This window comes from Kitasatospora sp. NPDC023118 (assembly GCF_055560875.1).
The window spans coordinates 276,681-293,388 of the sequence record NZ_JBVHHW010000006.1 but is presented as its reverse complement, the minus strand read 5'-3'; the positions used below and the strand labels follow the sequence as shown (position 1 = coordinate 293,388).

The following is a 16,708-nucleotide window of genomic DNA, read 5'->3' as shown; positions in this document are numbered from 1 at the left end:
CCGCTCGCCGGCCTCACCGCCCGCGCCGTCATCGTCCTCGACGAGAACGACACCGTCCTGCACACCGAACTCGTCCCCGAAATCGCCGACGAACCCAACTACCAGGCCGCCCTCGCCGCCCTCAGCTAACCCCACCACACCCACAGCCCGCCCCACACCCCCACACCACAAAGCAAGAGGATGCGGGGCGGGCCCACACCCCCCCCGGAAACCGGGACCAGAGACCAACCCCGACCCCGGCAGACACACCGCCCGCTGGCCCCCCGGGCACGAGAGGCGCGGGCACCGCGGGCCGGGGGCATGGCGGCGGTGGAGCCCAGGGCTGAGCTCAACGCGGCTGTGACCGCGATGAGGCCGCGGTTCGAGCCTCCAGGACTGTGGCCCTGGATGGCGCACCACCCGGGGCCGTGCAGCCACCGCTACCCCAGGCTGCCCGGCCACGCCACAGTGTCGGCGTGGCCGTCCTACGTCGACCAGGGCGCCCGCGCCTGGCGCCTCTACTGGACCTGGGACCCGGTCGATAGCGGCGGCCGTGCGGACGACGCCAGGCAGGACGGCCCGGTAGTCGGCCCGCACCTGTAGTGCCGCGGCGGGCCGGCGCCGTCCCTGTGGCCCGCTCGGTGGCCCGGCGTGGGCCCTGCACGACCAGCTCGATGCGCTGACTGACGCAATGGTCGGGACACGGACGCATGCGGAGCCGCTTCCCGCCCCTGGTTGCCCGGCATGTGTCGGCGGCGCAGGCTGGAAGAACACAAGAGGACCGGTGTTCCGGGCCAGAAGGCGAGGTTCGCGATGAGCAGGCTTAGAGAACAGATCACCATCGACGCCCCCGCGCAGGAGGTCTGGGGTCGGCTGCACGACATCGAGGCCTATTCGACGTTCATGGACAGCGTCGAACGTGCTTATGCGCCCAGCAGCGACCGTGCCCATCTGGATGTGCGGGCCGGCGAGGTGCACCGGGAGTTCGATGCCGTTCTCACCGACCGTGGCAACGAGCAGGTGCTCGCCTGGGAGACGCAGGGCAGTCCGGAGCTGAAGGGCACGTTCTCGGTGCGGTCGCTGGACCGCGAGCACAGCCAGGTGCAGGTGCAGATGGAGTACGAACCGGAGTCCATCCACGACACCTTCGGCGGCCCGCGGGGCATGGCCCAGGTCCACCGGATCGAGAACACCGTCCGGGGCGGCCTGGAGCAGTTCAAGAACCTGGTGGAGTCGGAGCGGTAGCCGTCCGGTGTGAAGCCGGAGAACGCCGGAGAACATCGACGGCCCCGACCAAAACGTCATCTACCACTGCATGCTCACTTGGTGTTCGTCACCAAGTACCGGCGTATAGACCACGTATAGACCGGATCGGGATGGGCTCGGTCTTCTGGGCACCCTCGTACCTGGCGGGTCCTGCGGCGGCGCACCGCTGAGCATCGTCAAGGACTACATCGAGAACCGGAAGCGGCCCGTCTGACGGTCACCCCGGAGGCGCGGAGAGTTCCGGCGCTTCGCGCCTCCGGGCCAAGGATCGCATTCCCGCCCGGCCCAAAGGCCGGGATTCCCCGCGAAGATCAAGGGATGGCCAGGGACCGGCCCTGCCGCTCGCCGACCAGCTCGTCGGGGATGAGGACGTCAGGGCGGACCAGCTCGCGCATTCGCTTGCCCCTGGTGGGTCAGTCGATCTGGCGGTCAGGCGGTGGCGGTGATGGCGGCGGCGAGGTCGGCGTTGGTGAGGGCCCTCCCGCCGATGCCCCAGGCTCCGTCCCGGGCGTTCAGGATGTTGATCCACGTGTCGTCGTTGTGGTGCCCGTCGACGGTCAGGCGTTCGACGATGTCCGTGGCGGCCCGGATGAACGTGGCGCGGGCCTCGGCGGTCGGGAGGCCGATGTCGGGGAGTTTCAGCTCGACCATGACGACGGGGCGGTTCGCACCTCCGGCGTAGACGTGTTCCGGGGCGAGGATGTGGACGGTGCCGCCGACCATCGACGTGAAGCCGGGGTTTCCGGCGAGGCCGCTGGCCTCGGTCAGGGCGACGGTCAACTGCGGCAGGATCTCGCGCTCGCCGGCGGGGGTGAGGACGCCGCGCGGCGCGGTGACGGTGATGGGCATGAGGCTCTCCTAAGAGTGACTAGTACGGACGTCCTAGCTAGTCCAGCTTGAGCTAGGATGGGCGTACTAGTCAAGGGGGCGCGAAGGCGCGGCTCGGACGACCGCCGGGCACGACCACGACGCACGACCATGACGCACGACCACCAGGCACGACCACCAGGCTCACGATCGGAGGCCACCTTGGCCGGCGAGACCCGCGAGCGCATGATCGAGGCGACCGTCGCGGCGCTCCAGCACCGGGGCGTGACGGGAATGTCGTTCACCGACATCCTGGCGAGCAGCGGCGCCGCCCGCGGCGCGATCTACCACCACTTCCCCGGCGGGAAGGCGCAACTCGTCGCCGAGGCCGCGGAACGCAACGGCTGCGAGGTCCGCGCCCGCCTCGCCGCGCTGCCGGCGGAGGACGGGCCGTCGGAGGTCGTCGAGGCCTTCCTGGAACTGGTCAGGCCCGTACTCGCGGCCTCTGCGGCGGGCGGAGGGTGCGCGGTCGCGGCGGTCACGGTCGGGGCGGGCGCGGAGGCCGATGACGCGATGCTCCGCCGGGTCGCGTCGACCGCGTTCACGTCATGGGTGGACCAGCTCGCGGAGCGGCTGACCGCCGCAGGCCTCGGCTCCAACGCCGCCCGCGACCTCGCCGCGACCCTGATCACGCTGCTGCAGGGCGCGCACGTGCTGTGCCGGGCCGCCGGCGACCTCGAACCCTTCGAACAGGTGGCGCGCACAGCGAAGTCGCTGGTCGCACACCGGTATCCCGACTGAGCACGGCAGTCACCACCGCCACCACCGGACCGTGACCGCTCGCCCCCACCCCCGTCGGGGGCGAGCGGCGTTCCCGGGCCGGCTCCTCAAGTGGAGTCAGATGCCCAGGAGTTCGGTGAAGGTGCCGCCGAGGACGCGGTCGCGCAGCTCGCCGGGGGAGGTGACGCGCTCGACGAAGGCGCGGGTCAGGACCGGGTCGCCGTAGGGGGCGTCCGAGCCGAAGATCGTACGGTCGGGCACCTCCTGGATGGCCAGGCGGACGGCGAACACGACGTTCGCCGTCGACAGTTCCAGGTACAGGTTCGGGGTCTCCCGGGCCAGCTCGATGGCCGTCAACCAGTTGAGACCGCCGAGCTGGCTGATCACGACCGGGACGCGCGGGTGACGGCGGGCGAGGTCGGCCAGCGTCGCCAGGTCACCGGCGGTGGTCGGCGCGAACCCGTGCACCACGACCGGCAGTCCGCCGTGGTCTGCGGAGGCGCGCAGGACCGGCTCGACCAGTCCCGCGCCGTCCGGCGGCGGCGTCAGCTCGCCGATGCCCCGGAAGCCTCGGGCGACCACGTCCCGCTCCACCTCTGCGGCGATCTGATCGGCCGCCACGTCCAGCCGCACCTTGCCGAACCCGATGAACCGGTCGGGGTGCGCCGCGCAAGCCGCCTCCAGTTCCCGCAGCGCCGCCTCGTGCGCGTCGGCGCCGGCGGACCGCCCGCTGATCGTCGCGTGCAGCACGCTCATCTCCCGCTTGAACGACGCCAGGTCGACGGCCCGCTCCGGGTGCGGCCGGGTGCCGAAGAGCACCGCGCGGTCGACCCCCGCCTCGTCGAGCAGCGCGAGGTGGCTGTGCAGCGGATCGTGAACGTGGCTGTGCGCGTCGATGATCAACGGTTTCTCCTGGTCAGTGCCGTCCCTCGGGGCGACCTCCCGTCGCCGTGCCCTACTCTTCAACCCTGACACCGTGACAAGGTCAAGCCGAACGGAGAGAACGATCATGCGGATCGGGCAGCTGGCCAGACTCACCGACACCAGCGAGCGCCTGATCCGGTACTACGAATCAGTCGGCCTGCTCTCCTCGACCCGCCTCCCCAACGGCTACCGCGACTACGACCCGTCCGCGGAACAGACCGTCCGCCAGATCCGCGCCCTACTGGCGGCGGGCCTGCCCACCCGGCTGATCAGCCAGGTCCTCCCCTGCGGCCAACCCGACGGCCCGCTGATCGCCTGCCCGGGTGTGCTCACCAAGCTGCGTATCCAGCTCGCCGAACTCGACCGCCGCGCGGACGAGCTGAACCAGGCCCGGCAGACCCTGCGGCGGGCCATCGCCGCCACCGAAGCGGCGGGCCTGCCTCCGGCGGCCTGAGCCTCCTCCTCCCCCGGCGGCCTCAGGTTCCGGGGTCACGTCACTGAAGCTGTCGCGCCACCGAGTCCGGTGCCCGGGGATCACCCGCCAGGAGCACCGTCTCCGCCGGGCCCGAGAAGCCCACCGACTGCGGCGGCATCCCCGTCGCGGCCAGGCGGCGGTGCCCCTGCGGGCTACTGCCGCGCACCCGCTTGAAGACCGCGGAGAGGGCGAAGGCCCTGCTGTAGCCCACCTTGCGGGCCGCGAAGGCGACGGTGCACTCGGGCTCGCGCAGCAGGTCCGCCGCGACGGCGAGGCGCCAGCCGGCCAGGTGCGCCATCGGGGGCTCGCCGACCCGGGCGGCGAAGCGGCGGGCCAGGTCGGCCCGGGAGACGCCGACCTTCTGGGCGGGCTCGGCGACCGTCCACGGGGTGGCCGGGTCGTCGTGCATCAGCCGCAGCACGGGGCCGACGACGGGGTCGTGCCGGGCGCGGCACCGGGCAGGCGCTCCGGAGTCGGGGGCGGCGAGCCAGGCGCGCAGGACGGAGACCACCGGCGGGTCGAGGATGCGGTCGAGAACGAGTTCCTGGCCCGGCTCCTTGCGCCCCATCCGCCAAGTGCAGAAGTCAGAAACTGATTTGACGTTCCATCATTCTAGAGGGTCTTGAACGATAGAGGTGGCCCGGGCGGCCCGGATGCCGGATGATCGGTCCACGGGAGCCGGACCGATACCCGACGCACGCCGAACAGACAGAGGGGCTGGCGAAGATGGAGACGGCACGCATACTCGTCCTGGTGGCGGCCACCGTGACCTGCGGACTGAGCGCCGGACTGTTCTACGCCTACGCCTGCTCGGTGATGCCCGCGCTCGCCCGGGTCGAGGACCGGATGTTCATCGAGGTCATGCAGCGCGTCAACGTGGCGATCCTGAACGGCTGGTTCGTACTCGGCTTCGTCGGCGCCCTGCTCACCACGGCGGCCTCGGTCGCCGTGCACCTGCCCTCGGACGGCCATGACGCGCTTCCCGCGACCGTGGCCGCGCTGGTGCTGTACGTGGCGGCGATCGGGGTCACCCGGTCGGTCAACATCCCGCTGAACGACGAGCTCGCGGCCGCCGGCGCGCCGAAGGCGATCGCCGACCCGGCGGCGGTGCGCGGGCGCTTCGAGGCGCGGTGGGTGCACTTCAACGTGCTGCGCGCCCTGCTGTGCACCGCTGCGCTCGGGTGCCTCACCTGGGCGCTGGTCCTCGACGGGCAGAGCTGACGCCCCCCCGAGATCCGACCCGACCAGGCGCCAACCAGGCCTCCGTCAAATCCCAACCAGGCCCCACCAGGCCCCACCAGGTCCTACGAGGCCCCCAGGTGCGAGGGCCCGCCACGTTGGCCGGCCCTCTCGCGGCTACGCACACCAGGTCAGCACAGGATCCCGAAGCTGTAGCCGCGCGCCTTGAGGGTGGAGAGGATCGTCGGCAGCGCGGCGGCGGTCTGGCTGCGGTCCCCGCCACCGTCGTGCAGCAGGATCACCGAGCCCGGGCGGACGTTCTTCAGCACCCGCGACTGGATCGCCCCCGTCCCCGGTCGGGACCAGTCCGCCGGGTCGACCGACCAGAGCACCACCTGCTTGCCCAGCCCCGTCGCCCGGGAGCGCACCGTGCTGTTGACCGCGCCGTACGGCGGGCGCAGGCACTTCGGGGTGCTGCCGGTCTGGGCGCGGATGGCCCGATCGGTGTTGCCCACCTGGGCGTTGAAGGAGGAGGCGGAGAGCCGGCGCAGGTCCGGGTGCGACCAGGAGTGGTTCTGCACGCTGTGGCCCTGGCGGGCGACCTGCCTGGTGAGTGAGGGGTGGGCCGCGACGTTCTCGCCGATCTCGAAGAAGGTCGCGTGCACCCCGTAGCGGTCGAGGATCGCGAGGATTCGCGGCGTGTAGTCGGGGCTGGGGCCGTCGTCGAAGGTCAGGTACACGACCTTGCCCCCGGCCGCCTCCGCCGGCGCGGCCGGCACCCCGACCGCCACGCCCGCCACCAGCGCGACGGCGACGGCGCCGATAGCGGCCCGGATCCTTCCAACTGCCTTGCGCCTAACCGGTTGTACGGCCATGCCAGCTCCCTGCGGTCGGAAGTCCCGTGTACCGACCATTCTGCGTCGAAGCTTACCGGTGCCGCGACCCACCCGTGGACGAAAGGGGGTGAAATCGGCCAGCCGGACGGCGGGTTGACCGCGACCCGAGGACGAATGAGTACGGCCGAACGCGGCCACCACGGGCGCAGCGACCGGCTGGCCCGTGACCTCGGGCTGAAGGGCCGGGACGACCGGCTGCGGATGAACATCGCCGCCGACTGCGAGATCAACGACGACGCGTTCGGGGACGGGCTGGTCACCCCTGCGGGCGCCCTGACGCCCGAGCGCCTCCACCTGCCGGAGGGCCAGCTCCGGGCGGTGGTCCTGGACGGGCCGTGGGAGGAGCGGCAGTTGCTCGCGGCGTCGAACTGGCTGCAGTCGCACGCCGCCGAGCGGTCGACGGCCAGGGCCTGTCTGAGCGCCCTGGCCGAGCGTGGGCGCACCCGGCGGATCCGCAACATCGCCGCGTCCCGGTTACGGCGGCTCCGGTAGCCGGGCGGAGGAGTCCGGTGCCGGCCCCTCCGCCTCACGCTCCGGCCTCAGCCGACCATGGCCGCCAGGACGTTGCGCCAGTCCTCCCCCGGTTCCGGTCGGAGTGCGGCCGCCAGGATCTCCGCCCGGTAGTGCCAGGGGCGGCGCAGGTCGGCATCGGCGTCGGGCCGCAGGTCCAGGGAGCTCTGGGAACCGAGCAGGCGGATCAGCTCGCTGGTGAACTCCGCCCAGGAGACGTGCCCGCTGATCGCGTTGACGACCCGCCCGGCGGCGGGGTGGTCGGGCAGGGCGCAGGCGGCGAGGGCGCGGGCGAGGGCCGCCGAGTGCACCCAGGCGGCGCCGGTCCAGTTCGGCCGACCGCCGGGGGCCGGGGCGGGCAGGGCGATGGGTCGGCCGGACAGGGCGGCCTGGTAGAGCTCGCCGGTGGAGCCCCAGCGGAGTTGGTCGCGCAGGCGCTGGTGCGGGCCCCAGACGATCGGGGCGCGCACGGCGGTGACCGGGCCGCGCCCGCCGGCCTCGGCCGCCGCCTCGAAGAGCAGCCGCTCGCAGTCCAGCTTGGCCTGCCCGTACGGGGTGACCGGCGCGCCGCTGGGGCCGCCCTCCGCGACGTCGGTGCCGGGCGGCCGCCCGTAGGCGTCGATGCTGCTGACGAAGACGAACGGTCCGCCGGACCAGCCGTCCAGCAGGGCGCGCATGGCGGCGACGTCGGTGGCGTGCTCGGTGAAGGTGCAGGCGGCGTGGATGACGGCGTCCACGCCCTTGACCGCGCGGTACAGGCTGTCCAGGTCGGCCAGGTCGCCCTCGGCGATCTCGGCGCCGTGCAGGGCCGGCAGGTGCGCCGACTCCGGGCGGACCAGCACCCGGACCGGGCGGCCCTGGGCCATCAGCTCCTGCAGCACGGCCGCGCCGACGCCGCCGGTGGCGCCGGTGAGCAGCACGGTCCCGGTGCGCGGCTCGGTGCGGGGGCGGGCGCCGGTCCGGGCGAGGGCGGCTCGGCGCTCCTCCTCGCGGGTGGCGAGCAGGGCGGCGAGGGCGCGGGGCGTGCGCAGTTCCAGGATGTCGAGGCCGGTGAGCGGCAGTCCGACGCGGGTGCGCAGGCGTTCGGCGAGCTGGACGGCGATCAGCGAGTGGCCGCCGAGGGCGAAGAAGTCGCCGTCGGCGGGCGGGACACTGCCGAGCAGTTCACCGAAGGCCGTACGGACCAGGTCGAGCGGGCCGGTCCGCCCGGGGGCGGTGGTCGGGGCGCTGGTCGGGGCGGTGGTCCGGGCGGCGCCGGGCAGGCGGCCGCGGTCGACGGCGCCGTCCGCGGCGCGCGGGATCCGGTCCACCAGGGTGACGGCGAGCGGGAGTTCGGCCGGGGCGATGCTGCGCCGCAGGGCGGCGCGCAGGTCGCTGCCGCTGGGGGCGACCGGGCCGCGCACCACCGCGTACGCGAGCGGCCGGCCGTCGGCGGCCTCGACCACGGCCGCCTCGGCCACCCGCGGGTCGGCCGACAGCGCCTCGGCCACCGGGTGCCGGGCGGCGACCAGACGGCTGCCGGGCAGCTCCGACAGCGGCAGGTCCGCGTCCTCGGCCACCGCGCCGAGCACGGCGGCGAAGGCTTCGAGCAGCCGCGCGGCGGTCGTCTCGTCCAGCGCGTCCCGGTCGTGCTGGACCAGGCAGCGCGGCCGCGGCCCGTCCTCCAGCAGCAGGGTGAGGCCGAACTTGGCCAGCCCGAGGTTGAGTTCGATGTCCTCGGCGTCGAGCCCGGGCAGCGCCAGCGGCGTCACGGGCTGGACGAGGTCGCAGCTGACCGAGAGCAGCGGGGTGCCGTCGGCGCCGCGCGAGGCCGCGCCGAGCCGCTCGACCACCAGGTCGAAGGGCACCTGGTGGTGCTGCTGCGCGTCGAGCAGCGCGCCGCGCACCAGGGCGAGCGCCTCGCCGAAGGACTCCTCCCCGGCCAACTCCGCTCGCACCGCGAGGGTGTTGACGCCGAGGCCGACCGTGCGGCGCAGTTCGGGCCGGGCACGGTGGCCGCTGGCGCAGCCCAGGGTGAGGTCGTCCTGTCCGGAGGCGGTGCGCAGGGTGGCGAAGGCGGCGGCGAGCACGACGGCGAACAGTGTGGCGCCGTGCCGGGCGCCGAGCTGCCGCAGGCCCTCGACGGTGGCGGGGTCGAGTGGTGCGGCGTGCAGGGCGGCGCGGCGTTCGCGGGCGCCGGGCGGGACGGGCCGCAGCAGCGGCAGCGGCCGGGCGCCGGCCAGGTGGGCGGCGCGGGCGTCGGCGGCGGCGGTGAGGTCGGCGTCGCGGGCACGCTCCTGCCGGGCGTACTCGGCGTACGGTAGTCCCGGCGGTGGGAGTTGGGGCTCGACGCCGTCGCGGGCGGCGGTGTAGAGCTCGGCGAGGTCGGCCGCGAGCACGGGCAGGGAGCCTCCGTCGACGGCGATGTGATGAATCGTCAGCAGCAGGCTGTGGTCCTCGGGCCCGTGTCGGAGCAGCAGGGCGCGCAGCACCGGGCCGGCGGCGAGGTCGAAGGGCCGGGCGGCCTCGGCGGCGAGCTGGTCGGTGCCGTCCGCGTCCACGATCGGCAGCGGCACCGGGCCGGCCGGCTCGATCTGCTGGTACGGCTGGTCGCCCCGGCGCGGGTAGCGGGTGCGCAGCACGGCGTGCCGTTCGGTGAGGGCGGTGAGCGCGGCGGCCAGGGCGTCCGGGTCGAGCGGGCCGCGCAGCCGGGTGGCGATCGGGACGTTGTAGACGGCGCCGCCCTGGCCGAGGTGGTCCATCAGCCACATCCGCTGCTGGGCGTGGGAGAGCGGGGCCGGGCCGAGGGTGTCGGCCGCCGGGCGTTCGGGCGCGGCGGTGGCGCGGCGGTGGCGGGCGCGGCGCAGCAGGTCGCCCTGGTCGGTGCTGGTCATCGGTCGGCTCCCGGGGTGTCGTCGGCGGCCCGCAGGGCGAGCTCCAGCAGTTCGGCCTGCCCGGCCACGGTGGGGTGGCCGAGGAAGTCGGCGAGGGAGAGTTCGACGCCGAGGTCCTCGCGCAGGTCGTCGACGACCCACATGGCAAGCAGCGAGTGGCCGCCCTCGGCGAGGAAGTCGGCGGCGGGGTCGGTGATCCGACGTTCCAGGGCGCGGCTCCAGGCCTCGGCGACGGCCTCCTGGATCGGGGTGAGCGCGGCCTCGACCGGCCCGGGGGCGACGGTCGGGTCCGGGGCGGTGGCGAGCGCCCGCCGGTCGACCTTGCCGCTGACGGTGAGCGGTAGCGCGTCGAGGACGGTCCAGGCGGTGGGTACCAGGTGGGCGGGCAGCCGCTCGGCGAGCCGGCCGCGCAGGGTCTCGGCGGCCGTCCGGGCACCCTCGGCGAGGACCACGCAGGCGGTGAGCGCGGCGTCGGGTTGCCCGGCCCGGCGGACCACCACGGCCGCCTCGGCGACCTCGGGGATCCGCAGCAGCGCGTGCTCGACCTCGCCGGGCTCGATCCGGAAGCCCCGGACCTTGACCTGGTCGTCGGTGCGGCCGTGGAACTCCAGGACGCCGTCGGGCCGTTGGCGCACCAGGTCGCCGCTGCGGTAGGCGCGGCCTCGGCCCGGCAGCTCGCGGAAGCGCTCGGCGGTCAGCTCGGGCCGGTTGAGATAGCCCTGGGCCAGCCGCCCGCCGGCGATCCAGAGCTCGCCGACCGTGCCGGGCTCCACCGGGGCGAGCCGCTCGTCCAGGACGAGGGCGCGGGCGCCTCCGAAGGACCGTCCGATCGGGACGGCGCCGAGGTCGCAGTCGGCCGGGGTGACCCGGTGCAGGGTGGTGAAGGTGGTGGCCTCGGTGGGCCCGTACCCGTTGTAGAGCTCCAGCCACGGGAAGGCCCGCAGCACCGCCCCGGCGTGCTCGGCGGACATCGCCTCGCCGCCCACGACCACGGTGCGCAGCACGCCGAAGATCCGCGACTGCTTGGCGGCCAGGTGGTGGAAGAGCGCGGTGGTGAGGAAGAGGGTGGTGACGCCGAACCGCTCGACGTCGCGCACGAGTTCCTCGGTGGATGGCCGCTCGGCCGGGGAGATCGCGACGGCGGCGCCCCGGGCGAGCGGGGCCCACAGTTCGAAGGTGGCGCCGTCGAAGGAGACGGTGGAGTGGACGAGCATCCGGTCGCGCGGGCCGAGGGCGACGGCGTCGGGGGCGGTGACCAGGTCGGCGACGGCGCCGTGCGGGACGAGCACGCCCTTGGGACGGCCGGTGGAGCCGGAGGTGTAGTAGACCAGGGCGGGTGCGGCCGCCTCGGCGGCGTCGGGCACCGCCGTGGCGGCGGCCTCGGTGCCGCGCTCGGTCAGCACCAGGGTGCGCTCCTCGGGCAGTCCGGCCTCGGCGAGCAGCGCCTTGTCGCCCAGGACGAGGCGCGCGTCCGCGTCGGCGGTCATCTCGGCGATCCGCGGGCGCGGGTACGCCGGGTCGATCGGGACGACGTGTCCGCCGGTCCGCCAGACGGCGAGCTGGGCGACGGCCAGGCGGGCCGAGCGGGCGCAGAGCAGACCGACGGCGCTGCCGGGGCCGATCCCGCGCGCGGCCAGCACAGCGGCCAACCGGCCGGAGGATTCCAGGAGTTCGCGGTAGGTGAGGTAGGTGGAGCCGTCGGTCACGGCGAGCGCGCTCGGGTTCAGCTCGGCCTGCCGGGCGATCAGGGCGGGGAGGGTGGCGGGGGCGGGGAGGGTGGGCGTCATGGCTGCTTCCCTTCCGGGCGCCCCGGCGGCAGGGCCGGGGCGCCGGGTGGTCAGGTGGACGGTCGGGGCCGAGGGCCCGTCTCTTGGGTTGTGCGGGCCCGGCGAGGACCCGCGAGACAGGCGCTAGGCGAGGGAGGTGCTGGGCATCCGCTCCTCGACCAGCCGCGCGATCGCCCGCAGGTCGGGCTGGCGCAGCAGCAGGGCGGCGCGCAGCCGGACGCCGTACTCCCCCTCCAGGGATTCCAGCAGTCGGGCGGCGGCGAGCGAATTTCCGCCCGACGCCAGGAAGTTGTCACCCAGGCCGAGGTCGGCGCGGCCGATCAGCTCGCGGCAGAGCTTCAGCACGGTGCGCTCGACCGGGGTGTTGCCCTCGTCGGTCGCGTCGGTCGCGTCGGTCACGTCGGTCGCGTCGGTCTCCGAGGTCTCCGAGGTCTCCGAGCCCATGGGGAACGGCTCCTCGGCGGCGAGCAGCGCCGCCCGGTCCACCTTGCCGTTGGCGTCCAGCGGGTAGCGCTCGACCAGCCGGACGACCGAGGGCACGGCCTGCTCGGGCAGCCAGGGCCGCACCGCGTCCAGCAGGCCGGCGGGCTCGGCGGGCTCGACGCCGCCCGCAAGAGCGTCCTCGGCCTGGACGAAGGCGAGCAGTCGTACGCCGCCCGTCAGCGCGGCCTGGGCGACGACCACGGCCCGGCGCACCCTCGGGTCGCGCTCGAAGGCGGCCTCGACCTCGGCGGGTTCGATCCGCACCCCGCTGACCTTGACCTGGTCGTCCAGGCGCCCGTGGAACTCCAGCACGCCGTCGGCGCGCATCACCACCCGGTCGCCACTGCGGTAGAGCCGGTCGACGCCCTCCACGCCGTGCGACACCTCGACGAAGCGGCGGGCGGTCAGCTCGGGGTCGAGGTACCCGGCGGCCAGGCCCCGGCCGCCGATCCGCAGCTCGCCGGCCTCTCCTCTCGGGACGGGGCGGCCCTGGCCGTCGGTGACCAGGACCACCGCGCCCGGGACGGGCAGCCCGATCGGCGGCGCGCCGTCGCCGTGGTCGCCGCCGGGGGCCATGGTGTGGACGGTGGTGGCGACGGTGGCCTCGGCGGGACCGTAGGCGTTGTGGACGGTCGCGGTGACGTCCGGCCCGGGGGCGCGGCGCAGCCGGTCGCCGCCGACCATCAGGTGGCGCAGCGCCAGTCCGGCGGGCCAGGGCCGGCCGAGAACGAGCTCGGCCAGCGGGGTGGGCAGCACGGTGGCGGTGATCCGGGCCTCGCGGAACCAGTCGGTGAGCGCGCCGGAGTCCCAGCGGACGGCCTCGGGGGCGACGACGAGCGCCGCGCCGGAGGTGAGGCCGGCCCACAGCTCCAGCAGGTGCGGGTCGAAGGCCACCCCGATCAGCAGGCTGTGCCGGGCTCCGGGGCCGAGGCCGGTCAGCTCGCGGTACCAGTGCAGCAGCGCGCCGAGCGCCGGTTCGGTGACGGCGACGGCCTTGGGGGTGCCGGTGGAGCCGGAGGTCAGCACCGCGTAGTGGGTGCCGACCGGTACGGCCGTCTGCCCGTCGGCTGTCAGGACGGCGAGCACCTCACCGGCGGACGGCAGGTCCAGCTCCAGCCGCTCACCGCCCGGCGGCAGGACGGCCGGTTCGCCGACCAGGCAGGCGGGGCGCAGCTGCTCGGCGACGGCCTGCAGCCGCCGCTCGCCGGGGCGCGGGCCGAGCGGCAGGTGGACGGCGCCCAGTTTGGCGGCGGCCAGGGTGACGGCGACCAGCGCCACCGAGTGGCCGAGGCAGACGCCGACCAGGTCGCCCTTGCCGACCCGGCCGCGCAGGGACTCGGCGACGGCGTCTGCGAGGCGGTCGAGCTCGGCGTAGCTGTAGCTCTGCTCGCCGTCGATCAGGGCGGGCGCGTGCGGGGTGCGGTGCGCCCAGCTGGTGAACAGGTCGAGGACCCCGCCGTCCTGGTGCGGACGGCCGTACCCGATGCTCAGGGATTCCATCGAAGTCTCCGGATTCTGGTCAGCGCGGACGGTCATGCGGGCGGTCACTTCGTTCCGCCGATCGTCCCGCCGACGAGGGCGCGGGCCTGGTCGGCCAGCACCGCATGGCGGAACAGGACGCGCAGCGGCGGGCGGCTGCCGAGGTGCGGTTCCAGGTGGGCGGCGAGCTGGGCGGCGAGCAGCGAGTGGCCGCCGACCTCGAAGAAGTGCGAGTCCGCGGTGAAGCGGTCGTGGCCGAGCACCTCGCGCCAGGCGGCGGCGATCAGCTCCTGGCCGGCATCGGCGAAGGCACTGGGCGCGCTCTCCCGCTGCACGGGGGCCTCGTCGGCGAGCCGGGCCAGGGCGGCCCGGTCGGGCTTGCCGCCGGGCAGGGTGGGCATCTCGGGAACGGCCGTCCAGGTGGCCGGGACGAGTCCGCCGGGCAGTCGGCGGGCCAGTGCCGTGTGCAGGGCGGCCTGGTCGGGGCGGTCGGTGCCCTCCAGGAAGCCGACCAGGCGCGGACCGGTCCGCGGGTCGGTGTGCAGCAGCACCGCGCAGGAGCGGCCGCCGAGTTCGGCGGAGGCGGCGGCCTCGATCTCCTCCAGCTCGATCCGGTGCCCGCGCAGCTTGACCTGGTTGTCGGCGCGGCCGAGGAACCGCAGTCGTCCCTCGGTGTCGCGGTAGCCGCGGTCGCCGGTGCGGTAGACCCGCTCGCCGCCGAGCGCGGGGACGGTGGAGAAGCGGGCCGCGGTGGGCTCCGGCAGGCCGACGTAGCCTTCGGCCAACAGGGCTCCGCCGACGACGAGTTCGCCGACGCAGCCGACCGGGAGCGGGCGCAGCGTCTCGTCCAGGACGTGGATCCGCACGCCGTCGATCTCGGTGCCGAGCGGGATCTCGCCGTCCTCGGCGACGTCGGCCTCGGTGATCCGGTGAACGGTGGAGGTGACGGCGGCCTCGGTGACGCCGTAGGCGTTGAGCACGGTGGTGGCCCCGGTCAGGCCGGCCAGCGCCCGGGCGGGCAGGCGCTCGCCGCCGAGGACGAGCAGCCGGGGCGTCCAGCGGCCGTCGCGCAGCGCCTCGCGCAGGTCCTTGCGCACGCCGAGCAGGTAGCTGGTCGGCAGGTTGGCGACGGTGACGCCGCGGGCGGCGAGTACGGCCACCAGCTCCGGGCCGGTGGGCACCTCGCGCTGCGGCACCACGAGTGCGGCGCCGACCGCGAGGGCGGGCAGCACCTCCTCCAGCGCCACGTCGAAGGACGGCCGGGCGAACAGCAACACCCGGTCGGCGGAGGTGAGTTCGTAGCGGGCGGCAATCGATGCGACGTACCCGGCGAGCGCCTCCCGGCCGACCAGGACGGGCTTGGGCACGCCGGTGGAGCCGGAGGTGTGGATGACGTAGGCGGCGCCCTCCAGCACGGCGGCGGGCTCGGCCTTCGGAAAGGCGGTGCCGTCCAGCAGCGCCGGGGTGACGCCCTCGGCGGGCAGTGCGAGCGCGCTCTGCCGGGTGGCCAGGACGAGCGCGGGGGCGAGCCGTTCCAGCAGCAGGCCGAGCCGGGCGGCCGGGTCCTCGGTGGACAGCGGCGCGTAGACGGCACCGAGGCGCAGACAGGCAAGCAGGGCGACCACGCTGTCGGCGCCGCGCGGCAGTACGGCGGCCACCGGCTGGCCGGGGGTGACTCCGGCGGCGCGCAGCCGCTCGACCAACTCGCTTACACGTCGGTCGAGTTCGCCGTAGCTGATGCGCTCGGCGCCGGCCAGCAGGGCGAGCGCGCCGGGGTCGTGGGCGGCGGCCGGGTCAAGCCCGACCGGGGTGACGGGGGCGGCCGGCTCGGCCTCGGGTGCGGGGGCGAGCTCGGCGAGCGCCGCCTCCGGCCGGTCGAGGTAGCAGCGCAGCAGCTCCAGCAGACGGTCGGCCAGCAGCACGGCCTCGGCCTCGCCGAAGAGGTCGGCGTCGTAGTCCCAGACCAGGGTCATCCCGGCGGCGCCGTGCTTCTCGCCGACCACCCGGCGGTCGTCGGGCAGCAGCACCAGGTCGAGGTCGAAGCGGGTGGTGCCGGTGTTGAAGCCCTCGTAGAGCGAGACCTCCAGGTCGGGTGCCTGGACATCGGGCAGGGCGGCGTCGTGCGCGCTGAACATCACGTTGAACAGCGGGTTGTCGGCGCCGCCGGTGTGCAGCCCGAGGCGGCGGGTCAGCTCCTGCACCGGCAGGTCCTGGTGCGGCAGGGCGCGCAGCAGGACGTCGGTGGTCTCGTCCACGGCCTCGGTGCCGGGGGCGGCCGGGTCGAGCCGAAGGCGCAGCGGCACCGTGTTGACGAACATGCCGACGGTGCTCTCGAAGCCCTCCGGCCGGTTGCCGACGGCGGTGCCCACCACGAGTTCGCGGTGGCCGCTGTGGCGGCGCAGCAGTTCGGCGAACAGGGCGAGCAGGGTGCTGAACGGGGTGTGGCCGTCGGCCTTGCTGCGCTCGCGCAGCCGCTCGGCGAGGTCGGCGCCGATCGACTGGCGCAGTTGGCCACCGCGGTGGCGCCGCTCGACGCCGGGCCGGGCCAGCCCGGGCAGCGTGACCTCGCGCGGGGCGTCGGCCAACTCCCGGGCCCAGAAGGCGAGGTCGCGCTCGCGGGCGGCGGGGTCGACGGAGCGGCGGGCGTGCTGCTCGTACGAGGGGGCGGTGGGCAGCTCGTACGGCTGGTCGAGGACGCGGGCCCGGTAGACGGTGAACAGGTCGCGCAGCAGGATGGCGAAGGAGTGGCCGTCGTGGACGAGGTGGTGCTCAACGTGGATCAGCCGGTGGTGGTCCTCGCCGAGGCGGACCAGGTGCCAGCGCAGCAGTGGCGCGCGGGAGGTGTCCAGCGGCTCCTCGGCCTCGGCGGCGAGCAGCCGGCGGAAGGCGGCCTCCGGGTCGGTCTCGGCGGTGAAGTCGCTGTGGCGAAGCTCCGGTTGGCAGTTCGCGGCGACCCGCTGGCCGGGCAGGCCTTCCGGTCGGGCCACCAACTCCAGCCGCAGGCCCGGGTGGTGGCCGAGGACGGTGGCGAGGCCCGTGTGCAGCGCGTCCCGGTCGAGGGCGCCCCACAGGTCGAGCACGGCGGTGAAGTTGTAGGCGCGACTGCCTGGCAGCATCTGCTCGTGCAGCCAGACGATCTCCTGCGAGGGAGAGAGTGCGAACATAGGTGATTCCTTGTGTGGTGGGCGTGTTGGCACCGCTGTGGCCGGGCGCGGGCGTGGGGTGGTCCCGGTGCGGCCGGGTGGGGGCCGAACCGCACCGGGGTGAGGG

12 protein-coding genes and 3 pseudogenes are annotated in these 16,708 nt (G+C 74.7%); 7 read left to right on the top strand and 8 right to left on the bottom strand.

The annotated features are described in order from the left end of the window. The first annotated feature begins 387 nt into the window (after positions 1-387). The 3 genes and pseudogenes from ACZ3UD_RS10835 to ACZ3UD_RS10825 form a co-directional block, all read left to right on the top strand. The gene (locus ACZ3UD_RS10835; RefSeq protein WP_465585083.1) at positions 388-582 is read left to right on the top strand and encodes a hypothetical protein; all 195 of its coding nucleotides are present in this window, start codon (positions 388-390) and stop codon (positions 580-582) included. A gap of 210 nt (positions 583-792) precedes the next feature. Then, entirely contained in the window at positions 793-1,224 is a 432-nt protein-coding gene (locus ACZ3UD_RS10830; RefSeq protein WP_465585081.1) for an SRPBCC family protein, read from the top strand. Between the two features lie 104 nt (positions 1,225-1,328). Further along, a pseudogene (locus ACZ3UD_RS10825) lies at positions 1,329-1,459 on the top strand (transposase); the annotation flags it as partial. Between the two features lie 215 nt (positions 1,460-1,674). On the opposite strand, the gene ACZ3UD_RS10820 reads toward ACZ3UD_RS10825, so the two are convergent. Next, on the bottom strand, positions 1,675-2,094 hold the full coding sequence (locus tag ACZ3UD_RS10820) for a hypothetical protein (RefSeq protein ID WP_465585079.1): 420 nt from the start codon (positions 2,092-2,094) through the stop codon (positions 1,675-1,677). A gap of 180 nt (positions 2,095-2,274) precedes the next feature. On the opposite strand from ACZ3UD_RS10820, the gene ACZ3UD_RS10815 reads away from it, so the two are divergent. Beyond that, a complete protein-coding gene (locus ACZ3UD_RS10815) occupies positions 2,275-2,853 on the top strand; it encodes a TetR/AcrR family transcriptional regulator (protein ID WP_465585078.1) in 579 nt (192 codons plus the stop codon). Between the two features lie 96 nt (positions 2,854-2,949). Here ACZ3UD_RS10815 and ACZ3UD_RS10810 read toward each other — a convergent pair whose 3' ends face one another. Beyond that, a complete protein-coding gene (locus tag ACZ3UD_RS10810) occupies positions 2,950-3,735 on the bottom strand; it encodes an amidohydrolase family protein (RefSeq protein WP_465585076.1) in 786 nt (261 codons plus the stop codon). A 106-nt stretch (positions 3,736-3,841) separates the two neighbouring features. Here ACZ3UD_RS10810 and ACZ3UD_RS10805 point away from each other — a divergent pair, with 106 nt between their 5' ends. Then, positions 3,842-4,210: a MerR family transcriptional regulator gene (locus ACZ3UD_RS10805; protein WP_465585074.1), complete on the top strand. Its 369-nt coding sequence runs from the start codon at positions 3,842-3,844 to the stop codon at positions 4,208-4,210. A gap of 40 nt (positions 4,211-4,250) precedes the next feature. Here the strand turns inward: ACZ3UD_RS10805 and ACZ3UD_RS10800 are convergent. Next, a pseudogene (locus tag ACZ3UD_RS10800) lies at positions 4,251-4,796 on the bottom strand (helix-turn-helix transcriptional regulator); the annotation flags it as partial. Positions 4,797-4,957: 161 nt separating this feature from the next. Here ACZ3UD_RS10800 and ACZ3UD_RS10795 point away from each other — a divergent pair. Further along, complete coding sequence (locus ACZ3UD_RS10795) at positions 4,958-5,452, top strand: anthrone oxygenase family protein (protein ID WP_465585073.1); 495 nt, start codon at positions 4,958-4,960, stop codon at positions 5,450-5,452. A gap of 149 nt (positions 5,453-5,601) precedes the next feature. Here ACZ3UD_RS10795 and ACZ3UD_RS10790 read toward each other — a convergent pair whose 3' ends face one another. After that, positions 5,602-6,285, bottom strand: a complete 684-nt coding sequence (locus ACZ3UD_RS10790) for a polysaccharide deacetylase family protein (protein ID WP_465585071.1) — start codon at positions 6,283-6,285, stop codon at positions 5,602-5,604. Positions 6,286-6,435: 150 nt separating this feature from the next. Here ACZ3UD_RS10790 and ACZ3UD_RS10785 point away from each other — a divergent pair. Then, positions 6,436-6,618 (top strand): annotated as a pseudogene (locus tag ACZ3UD_RS10785) (DUF2201 family putative metallopeptidase); the annotation flags it as partial. A gap of 227 nt (positions 6,619-6,845) precedes the next feature. On the opposite strand, the gene ACZ3UD_RS10780 reads toward ACZ3UD_RS10785, so the two are convergent. The 4 genes from ACZ3UD_RS10780 to ACZ3UD_RS10765 all read right to left on the bottom strand — a co-directional run bounded on the left by ACZ3UD_RS10780 (position 6,846) and on the right by ACZ3UD_RS10765 (position 16,602). Then, positions 6,846-9,689: a condensation domain-containing protein gene (locus tag ACZ3UD_RS10780; RefSeq protein ID WP_465585069.1), complete on the bottom strand. Its 2,844-nt coding sequence runs from the start codon at positions 9,687-9,689 to the stop codon at positions 6,846-6,848. After that, positions 9,686-11,476, bottom strand: a complete 1,791-nt coding sequence (locus tag ACZ3UD_RS10775) for a non-ribosomal peptide synthetase (RefSeq protein WP_465585067.1) — start codon at positions 11,474-11,476, stop codon at positions 9,686-9,688. Before ACZ3UD_RS10775 ends, ACZ3UD_RS10780 begins: the two co-directional genes overlap by 4 nt. Before the next feature lie 123 nt (positions 11,477-11,599). Continuing rightward, positions 11,600-13,459 (bottom strand): non-ribosomal peptide synthetase, encoded by a 1,860-nt coding sequence (locus ACZ3UD_RS10770; RefSeq protein ID WP_465585064.1) that lies wholly within the window; start codon positions 13,457-13,459, stop codon positions 11,600-11,602. A 44-nt stretch (positions 13,460-13,503) separates the two neighbouring features. Beyond that, positions 13,504-16,602, bottom strand: coding sequence for a non-ribosomal peptide synthetase (locus ACZ3UD_RS10765; protein ID WP_465585061.1), 3,099 nt, complete (start codon positions 16,600-16,602; stop codon positions 13,504-13,506). Positions 16,603-16,708: the final 106 nt, after the last annotated feature.